Annotated in this window: 7 protein-coding genes and 1 rRNA gene; 6 read left to right on the forward strand and 2 right to left on the reverse strand. The window is 68.6% G+C overall.

What is annotated here, in order from left to right:
• Nucleotides 1-72: 72 nt before the first annotated feature.
• A complete protein-coding gene (murA, locus tag E1289_RS03160) occupies nucleotides 73-1,374 on the reverse strand; it encodes a UDP-N-acetylglucosamine 1-carboxyvinyltransferase (RefSeq protein WP_131975059.1) in 1,302 nt (433 codons plus the stop codon).
• A gap of 226 nt (nucleotides 1,375-1,600) precedes the next feature.
• On the opposite strand from murA, the gene E1289_RS03165 reads away from it, so the two are divergent.
• The 6 genes from E1289_RS03165 to E1289_RS03190 all read left to right on the forward strand — a co-directional run bounded on the left by E1289_RS03165 (nucleotide 1,601) and on the right by E1289_RS03190 (nucleotide 7,915).
• Nucleotides 1,601-2,827 (forward strand): PHB depolymerase family esterase, encoded by a 1,227-nt coding sequence (locus tag E1289_RS03165; RefSeq protein WP_131975061.1) that lies wholly within the window; start codon nucleotides 1,601-1,603, stop codon nucleotides 2,825-2,827.
• A gap of 358 nt (nucleotides 2,828-3,185) precedes the next feature.
• Nucleotides 3,186-3,920: a hypothetical protein gene (locus E1289_RS03170; protein WP_131975063.1), complete on the forward strand. Its 735-nt coding sequence runs from the start codon at nucleotides 3,186-3,188 to the stop codon at nucleotides 3,918-3,920.
• A gap of 348 nt (nucleotides 3,921-4,268) precedes the next feature.
• A complete protein-coding gene (gene istA / locus E1289_RS03175; protein ID WP_131975065.1) occupies nucleotides 4,269-5,846 on the forward strand; it encodes an IS21 family transposase in 1,578 nt (525 codons plus the stop codon).
• Nucleotides 5,843-6,079, forward strand: a complete 237-nt coding sequence (locus E1289_RS03180) for a hypothetical protein (protein ID WP_131975067.1) — start codon at nucleotides 5,843-5,845, stop codon at nucleotides 6,077-6,079. The genes istA and E1289_RS03180 overlap by 4 nt, the downstream gene beginning before the upstream one ends.
• Nucleotides 6,079-6,882, forward strand: a complete 804-nt coding sequence (gene istB, locus E1289_RS03185) for an IS21-like element helper ATPase IstB (protein WP_131975069.1) — start codon at nucleotides 6,079-6,081, stop codon at nucleotides 6,880-6,882. The genes E1289_RS03180 and istB overlap by 1 nt, the downstream gene beginning before the upstream one ends.
• A gap of 538 nt (nucleotides 6,883-7,420) precedes the next feature.
• On the forward strand, nucleotides 7,421-7,915 hold the full coding sequence (locus E1289_RS03190) for a tetratricopeptide repeat protein (RefSeq protein WP_131975071.1): 495 nt from the start codon (nucleotides 7,421-7,423) through the stop codon (nucleotides 7,913-7,915).
• 60 nt (nucleotides 7,916-7,975) lie between these two features.
• Here the strand turns inward: E1289_RS03190 and rrf are convergent.
• Nucleotides 7,976-8,092 (reverse strand): 5S ribosomal RNA (rrf, locus tag E1289_RS03195).
• Between the last annotated feature and the right edge of the window lie 221 nt (nucleotides 8,093-8,313).

Raw genomic sequence — 8,313 nt, forward strand, 5'->3', positions numbered from 1 at the left:
GCTCTGGCGCGACCTCCCGATCGGCGGCGCAATGACGTTCACCTAGCCGGACACCACCGCGACCGTCGGCCGCTAGCCCGCCCGCAGGGCCAGGCCCAGCGCGCGGAACTGCTCCACCGGCCGGTGGTAGCCGCGCTCGATGTGGTGGACGCCCCGCAGGGTGGACGGTCCTTCCGCCACCGCCGCCGCGAGCACCGCCGAGAACCCGGCCCGGATGTCGGGCATGGTCACGTCACCGCCGCGGAGCTTGCTCACGCCCCGCACGACGGCCGAATGCAGCGCCGCCGTGTCGTGGTAGCGGCACGCCGGGCCGCCGAGGCACGTGTCGTAGACCTCGATCTCGGCGCCCATGCTCTGCAGCGCCGGCACGTACGCGAGCCTGTTCTCGTACACCGTCTCGTGCAGCACCGACATGCCCTCCGCCTGGGTGAACAACACCATCAGGGGCGTCTGCCAGTCGGTCGCGAACCCGGGATGCGTGTCGGTCTGCACGGCCGCGGGCCGCAGCCCGCTCGGCGCCGACGCCATGATCCAGTCGTCGGTGATCTCGAACTCGGCGCCCATCCGGGTCAGCGTGGTGATCGCGGTGACGAGCCGGTCCTGCGGGCACCCGTGCACCCGTACCTCTCCCCGGGTGACCAGGCCCGCCACCAGGTACGAGAACGCCTCGATCCGGTCGCCCTCCAGCCGCGTCAACGCGCCGTTCAGGCGTTCCACGCCCTCCACCACGATCCGCCGGTCCGGCGCGAACGAGATCCGCGCCCCCATCCGCTGCAGGAACAGCGCCAGCTCGATGATCTCCGGCTCGGTGGCCGCGTTCCGGATGACGGTCTTGCCCTGCGCCCGCACGGCCGCCAGCAGCACCGTCTCGGTGGCGCCGACGCTCGGGTACGGGAGCTCGATCCGCGCCCCCACGAGCCGCGACGCCCGCGCGTGGATCCCGTCGGCCTCGTGCGTCACCTCGGCCCCGAACGCCCGGAGGGCCTCCACGTGGAAGTCGACCGGGCGCCTGCCGATCGGGTCGCCGCCGACCATCGGCACGAACGCCTCACCCGCCCGGTGCAGCAGCGGCCCCAGCATCAGGATCGGAATGCGGTTCAGCCCGGTGAAAGCCTTGCCGACGCTCGGGTCCGCCACCGGCCCCGGCGCGACCGTCACGTCGCCGTCGGACCGCTCCACCGTCATGCCGACGTGCTCCAGCATGCCCGCCGTGATCCCGACCTCGCCGACGTCCGGCGCGTTGCCGATGGTGCTCGGCCCGTCCCCCAGCATCGCCGCGACCATGTGCTTGCTGACCGCGTTCTTCGCCCCCCGCACGGTGACGTCCCCGCGCAGCGGCCCCGACGGTTCGATCTGCCACAGCTTCTCAGTCACCCGAGCAGCCTACGGCGTCCCCGGCGACCGTCCGGCAGTTTCACCCCCAACTCCCGGAAAACCCCCACCCCTCAGCGACGCGCCCTGCCCTGCACCGTTACGGCCGTCCGCCGCGGCCGTGGCCGTGCTCTCCATGTTGATCTAGGTGATTGTGTTCGCGCTCGATCTGGTGGACGGCACACGAATCTCCGGACGATGACGGCACCACCCCGTCCTAGGAGGTCAGATGCGACTGAGGACAAAACAGGGAATCTGGGCCGCGCTCATGGCCGCCACCCTGGCAACGACCTCACTGTCCATCGTCCACGCCGCCGTCCCGGAACCGACGCCCGCCCCGCTCGCCGAGTACGACATCAGCTCCACCCATGTCAGCGGAGTGTCGTCCGGCGGGTTCATGGCGAACCAACTCCACGTCGCCTACTCCAAGCTCTTCCAGGGGGCCGGCGTCTTCTCCGCCGGCGCTTACGACTGCGCGCAGAACAGCCTGAGCACCGCGCTCAACGCGTGCATGGCGACCTACCTGCCCCGCAAGACCCCCGCCCAACTCGAACAGCTGACCCGCGACCGCGCCGCGGCCGGCACGGTCGACCCTGTGGGCAACCTGTCGGGCGACCCCGTGTGGCTGTACCACGGCACGTCCGACACCACCGTCGCCCAGGCGGTCAATGACGACCTCGCCACCTACTACCGCGACTTCGGCGCCGACGTCGTCTACGAGCACGACTCCCCCGCCGGGCACGCCTGGATCAGCCCCATCGGCCCCGGCGCCTGCTCGGTCACCCAGTCGCCCTGGATCAACGACTGCGGCGGCGACGCCGTGGGGGACATGCTGACCCACCTGTACGGCACCCTGCGGCCCGCCGCCTCGTCCCTGACCGGACAACTGATCCGGTTCGACCAGAACGCCTACGTCCCCGGCGGCGACGCCACCGCCATCAGCATGGGCGACGAAGGATTCGCCTACATCCCGCAGTCCTGCGAGCAGGGTTCCTGCAAGCTGATGGTCGCGCTGCACGGCTGCTACCAGTACTACGGCAACATCGGCGACACCTTCATGGACAAGGCGTACCTCAACGAGTACGCCGACACCAACGACATGATCGTCCTCTACCCGCAGGCCACGCTGACGGCGGCGAGCAACCCTCGCGGCTGCTGGGACTGGTGGGGCTACCAGTCCGCCCAGTACCCCCTCAAAACCGGCCCGCAGATGAGAGCGGTCGTGAACATGGTCACGGCCATCACCGACGGCGGGACCACCCCGCCGACCACTCCTCCCACGGAGACCCCCGAGTGCGTGACCGCGTCGAACTACGCCCACACCACCGCCGGAAGAGCCCACCATTCGATGGGCACCACCTACGCGAACGGCTCCAATCAGAACCTGGGCCTGTGGAACGTCTTCACCACCAGCAGCATCATGGAAACCAACCCCGGACACTGGATCAAATGCTGACCTGAACCCCCAATGGGCCTTGCCCGCCCTTCCCAGCGGGCAAGGCCCGCCCCTTCCCTGGACGTCAACGCGACAGTTCTCGCTGCCTCCAAACGTTGACCGGCCGGCGGCATCTCGACGACCTGTATCGGTCACGCTGAACCAGACCCGTCTGGACCAGGTGTTCGCGGGATCTCAGCGGCGTAGCTTCGAGACATGGTGATCGGTGAGTCTGCCCTACGGCTGCTGCGAGATCTCGAACTCGGCCGGGAGGAATACTACCAACGCCTCCTGACCATGCTGATCCTCAACGGCCCCTATCCACGGTGGAACAGCCGCAACGCCCCGAGCCCCCCGGGGACGCGACTTCCTGCTCGCGTTGGACGGACTCTCTTTCGGCACCGAGGAATGGGCGACGCTTCCCTCGTTCGTCGACGAATTCGACCTACCGCGGCGCCACGACGGGGAGGCCGGTGCGGCACCGGACTACGCCGTGCTGTTCGCCGACCGGCTCTGGATCATCGAACTCAAAGCCGCAGCGTCCAGCCATCGCCCAGCGCAGATTCCGACCTACCTCCGACTCGCCCGCCACCACCACCCAGCCCGCAGTATCGACCTCACCTACCTCACGCCTGAAATGACATGGACGCCACCGAAGCCGACCGACGCGCGCCTGGCCCACATCACCTGGCGACAGGTTGTGCCGCTCCTCACCAAGATCTGGAGCAACGGCGACTCAAGCGAACTCCAGGCGTTGACCCTCCTGACCGAGGCGATCGAGGGCATCGGAAAAGGCCGTCCGCCCGAGCCTCCAAAGACCGGCCGACCGGCCGACCCGGACCCCCTCCGCTCGGCCGTCCAGCTGGCGGAAGCGACCGGCCAGGATGGCCACCAGCGAGCGCTCGACCATGCAGCCGCAAGCGTGGAAGAACTGCAGCGACTACGGCTCGCCGTAAAGGAAACGATTGGCGCCGCGCCCGCCGGAGAGGCCATCCGGTTCGTGCAGGCCTGGATCTGGACCGCCGCGACGAGCACCGGCCAAGCGCTCACCGGAGCCGGCGAATCGACCGGCTACGAACTCCGCCTATCCCGATACCGCTCCGACCACTACTGACGGTGCGTTTCATCGACGCAGGCGCATCACCGGCATTCGACTTCGCGTTACTCAGGCACCCTGAGAACGCCGACTTCCACCACCAACCAGGTCCGACGCGACCCCCGATCGCCGATCCGGCTCGCCTTTAGGCGGCGTCTCACAGGTGCCACCGGCCAGACCAGGCGGTACACCATCCCACTCGGACCTCGCAGCATTAGACGGCGCGTGCACCAGGTGACGGCGGCCGTGGAAAGCTCCCCGTAGGCGGCCAGATACCGCCCCACTGATGGCCACGAAGTTCCCCAGGGACGGCCAGATATCTCCCCGCTTGATCGTGATCGTTCCCGGTCGGCGAGAGTCGAGCGGGTGAAGAACAGCAGGGAGATCATGGAGATCCTTGAGGCGTACGACCTCACGGGCAGTTACCGTGCTGCGGCCGAGTTGGCCGGGTGCGACCACCACACGGTGGCCCGGTATGTGAAGATGCGCGCTGCGGGGCAGGCGCCCGAGCAGCGGCGGCACCGGGAGCGGGCGATCGACGCCTACCTGCCCAAGATCGAGGAGCTGGTGGTCCGTTCCCGCGGGAGGATTCGCGCCGATGTGGTGCATAAGCGGATCGTCGCGATGGGCTTCACCGGCGGGGAGCGCACCACCCGCCGCACGGTGGCCGAGGCCAAGGCCCAGTACCGGCTCGGCCGCCACCGCGTTTACCGGCCCTGGACGGTCGAGCCGGGCCTGTGGCTGCAGTGGGATTGGGGCTGGGGCCCGCTGATCGGCGGACGGCAGACCATCTTGTGGTGCGCGTGGCTGGCCTGGTCGCGGTTCCGGGTGGTGATCCCGGTCTGGGACAAGACGCTGCCGACCATCACCGCGTGCCTGGACGCGACGCTGCGCAGGATCGGCGGGGTGCCGGCTTATGCGCTGACCGACAACGAGAAGACCGTCACCACCGGCCATGTCGCGGGGATCGCGGTCCGCAACGCCGAGATCGTCGAGGTCGCCAAGCACTATGGCATGACCATCCGCACGTGTGTCCCGGCCGATCCGGAGTCCAAGGGCGGATCGGAGGCGACGGTGCGGATCGCCAAGGCCGACCTGGTCCCGACCGAGGTGAACCTGCTGGCCGAGTATCGGACGTTCTCGCAGTTGGAGGCGGCCTGCCGGGTCTTCTGCGAGGAGGTGAACGGCCGTGTCCACCGCGAGACCAAGCGCAAGCCGGTCGAGCTGCTGGCCGAGGAACGCCAGCGGCTGCACCCGCTGCCCAAGGCGCCGTTCACTGCGGCGTTCGGCACCACCCGCCGGGTGAACTGGGACTGCACCATCTCGGTCGAGGGAGTGCGGTACTCGGTGCCGCACCGGCTGGTCGACACCCGGGTCTGGGCACGGTTCCATGGCGATGAGCTGATCGTCACCTCGGTCGCCGCCGACGGCACCGCGGCAGAGGCAGCCCGGCACCGCCGCGGGACGGCCGGAACCCCCGTTGTCGACCAGTCGCACTACCCGCCCCGCGAGGACAAGGACGCCGAGCGGACCCCGAAGGCCACCTCGGCGCAGGAGGCGGCATTCCTGATGCTCGGCCCCGGGGCGGCATCCTGGCTGGTCGAGGCCGCCGCCGCGGGCACCCGCCGGATCACCGCCAAGATGGCCGAGGCCGTCGCCCTGTCCAAGCTGCACTCGCCCGCTGCCGTCGACCGCGCCCTCGGGACGGCCGCGATCACCGGCCGGTTCACCGAGAAGGACCTGCTGTCGATCCTGGACTACCAGGCCCGCCAAGCCGACGCCGAGCCCACCCGTCCCGGCGAGGACCACAGCCTGCAACCTGGCACCTCGGCCTGGGCCACCTTCGGCACCACCGCACCGGCCCCTCCCGCTCTCGCCGACGACATCACCGGCGACACCGTCGACCTCCCGACCATCGACGACGCTGCCGATGGTGACCGGTGAGGCCCGGGCCAGGCCCGGACTGGGCCCCGCTCAGCATGCGGACATGGGTGGCCCAGGACCTGCACCGCACCCTGACCACGACAATCGACTACCTGCTGCGCCACCACCCCGGCACCGGCACCGTCCTGGACGACCTGCGCTATCACGCCGGACTGCTGGGCTGCCGCCTGGCCGCCAGCGGTGTTGAACCCACTTCCGTCCCCGGCACCACGACGAGCAAGGAACCGATCTGATGGCCACCCCGCTGCGCACCGTCGCAGGCCCCGTCCCCGGCTCAGGCGGCGACCCGCTCGCCGAGGCGATCGAGCTGACCCGCCGACTCAAGCTGCCGCACATCCGCCGGGCCCTGCCCGACCTGGTGCCCACCGCCAAAGCCCAACGCTGGGACCCCGCCGAAGTCGTCCGCGTGCTGCTCGCCGAGGAAGCCGCCGGACGCGACCGCGCCAACCTCAACACACGCCGCAAACGCGCCGGGTTCCCCGCCGGCAAGACCTTCGGCGACTGGGACGAGACCGCCTCCTCCATCCCGCGCCCCACCCAGGACGCCCTCAAGGGCCTGGAATGGGTCGGGCGACGCGAGAACCTGTGCGTCTGCGGCCCGTCGGGCACCGGCAAATCCCACTTCTGCGAAGCCCTCGGCCAAGCCGCCGTCGAGGCCGGCATGAGTGTCGCCTGGTTCACCATCGAAGACCTGGGCGCCCTGGTCCGCCGCCACCGCGTCGACGACTCCATCGCCCGCGCCCTGGCCCGCCTGATCCGCTCCGACCTCGTCATCATCGACGACATCGGGCTGCTGCCGGTCTCACCCGACGCCGCCGAGGGCTTCTACCGTCTGGTCGACGCCGCCTACGAACGGCGCTCGCTGGCGGTCTCCAGCAACCTGCACCCGTCGGGCTTCGACGAGATCATGCCCAAGACCCTGGCCACCGCCACCGTCGACCGTCTTCTCCATCACGCTCACGTCGTGGTCACCCAGGGTGACAGCTTCCGGCTCACCCAAGCCACCTCCGGGCAGGGGGTGAAGCCCTTCACCTAACCCCCAGACCAACACCAACGGTGGGGAGCTATCTGGCCACCGTTGGGGAAGACTCCGTGGCCGCCAGCGGGGAGATCTCGAGGCCGCCCACGGGGAGTTCCAAACGGCCATTGACAACCAGGAGCCCCGACACTTCAACCAACCCGGTCCGACGAACAAGCCACCCGATGCGCCAGCACCCTCCGCAACGGCCATCGCAGCGAACGCTGCGGGACAAGTCTTCAGGCCGACACGGGGCCAAGCTCACCGCTCCGGCACGCCGGTCGCGTCGACGGCCCTCCGCCTTCGGCGACGGGATGGCCGCTCCGGCCGTATTGCAGCCGAGCGAACCACGGACGAAGGAGACCTGAGTGTGAGCATTCGCGGGGGCCGGTGGCCGCGCCGGTGCAAATGTGTGGGTTGGCCCCGGCGCGACCATGGTCCGAGCACGTCGAACTGGTTTAATTCTCACCTACCACACGTTGCACAAGCGTTGCGTCAGCCCCACTGTCAACAGTCCGGCCACGGAAGGCTCCCCGACCTGCATTATCCTTGGCCGATGATCAACACGAGGCCGGACTGGGAGCGGCGGATCGCCGAACTCTGGGCCACCTTCGACGACCACGAGCCGGAGGACTTTCTCGCGAAGGTCAAGGAACTGACCGCCGAGCTTCCTGCCGACGACGCCGTTGCGAACTACGAGCTGGCATCGGCCCATGACTCGATCGGAAATGAGGCGGCGGCCGCCACGCACTACCGCATCGCCTTCGCGGCGGGCCTCGATGAGAAACGTCGGCGTCCAGCGACGATCCAGTACGCCAGCACGCTCCGCAACCTGGGCCAGGCCGAAGAAAGCGTCGCCCTCCTCACCGCAGAATGCGATGCCGTGTCCGACGAGCTGGACGACGCCGTTACCGCGTTCTTGGCACTTGCGCTAACCGATCTCGGACGCGACCGGGAGGCCGCGGCGCTCGCGCTGGGCGCACTCTCACGCCATCTACCGCTCTACAACCGTTCGCTTGCCAATTACGCGAAAGCAGTGATGGACGAGTAAGCGGCTCATAGAAATGAGAAAGGGCCCCGCCATAACGGCGGGGCCCTCCCCATAATATAAGTCCGGCGGTGTCCTACTCTCCCACACAGTCTCCCATGCAGTACCATCGGCGCTGAAGAGCTTAACTTCCGGGTTCGGAATGGGACCGGGTGTTTCCCCTTCGCCAAAACCACCGAACGTCTCAACGCACCACCCGATACACCAGGGCGGGCAAGTCAACGTCCGAGCACAACGCTCAGCATTCAATTATACAACCACGGGTCACCCAGGGTTGTTTCCTGAGAACCACACAGGGACGCGAACAACTCACACAGCGATTCACCTTGAACGAATTGTGTGTTCAAGCCACTCGGCCTATTAGTACCGGTCAACTCCACACGTTACCGCGCTTCCATACC

It is taken from the genome of Actinomadura sp. 6K520 (assembly GCF_004349245.1).
Classification (GTDB): domain Bacteria; phylum Actinomycetota; class Actinomycetes; order Streptosporangiales; family Streptosporangiaceae; genus Spirillospora.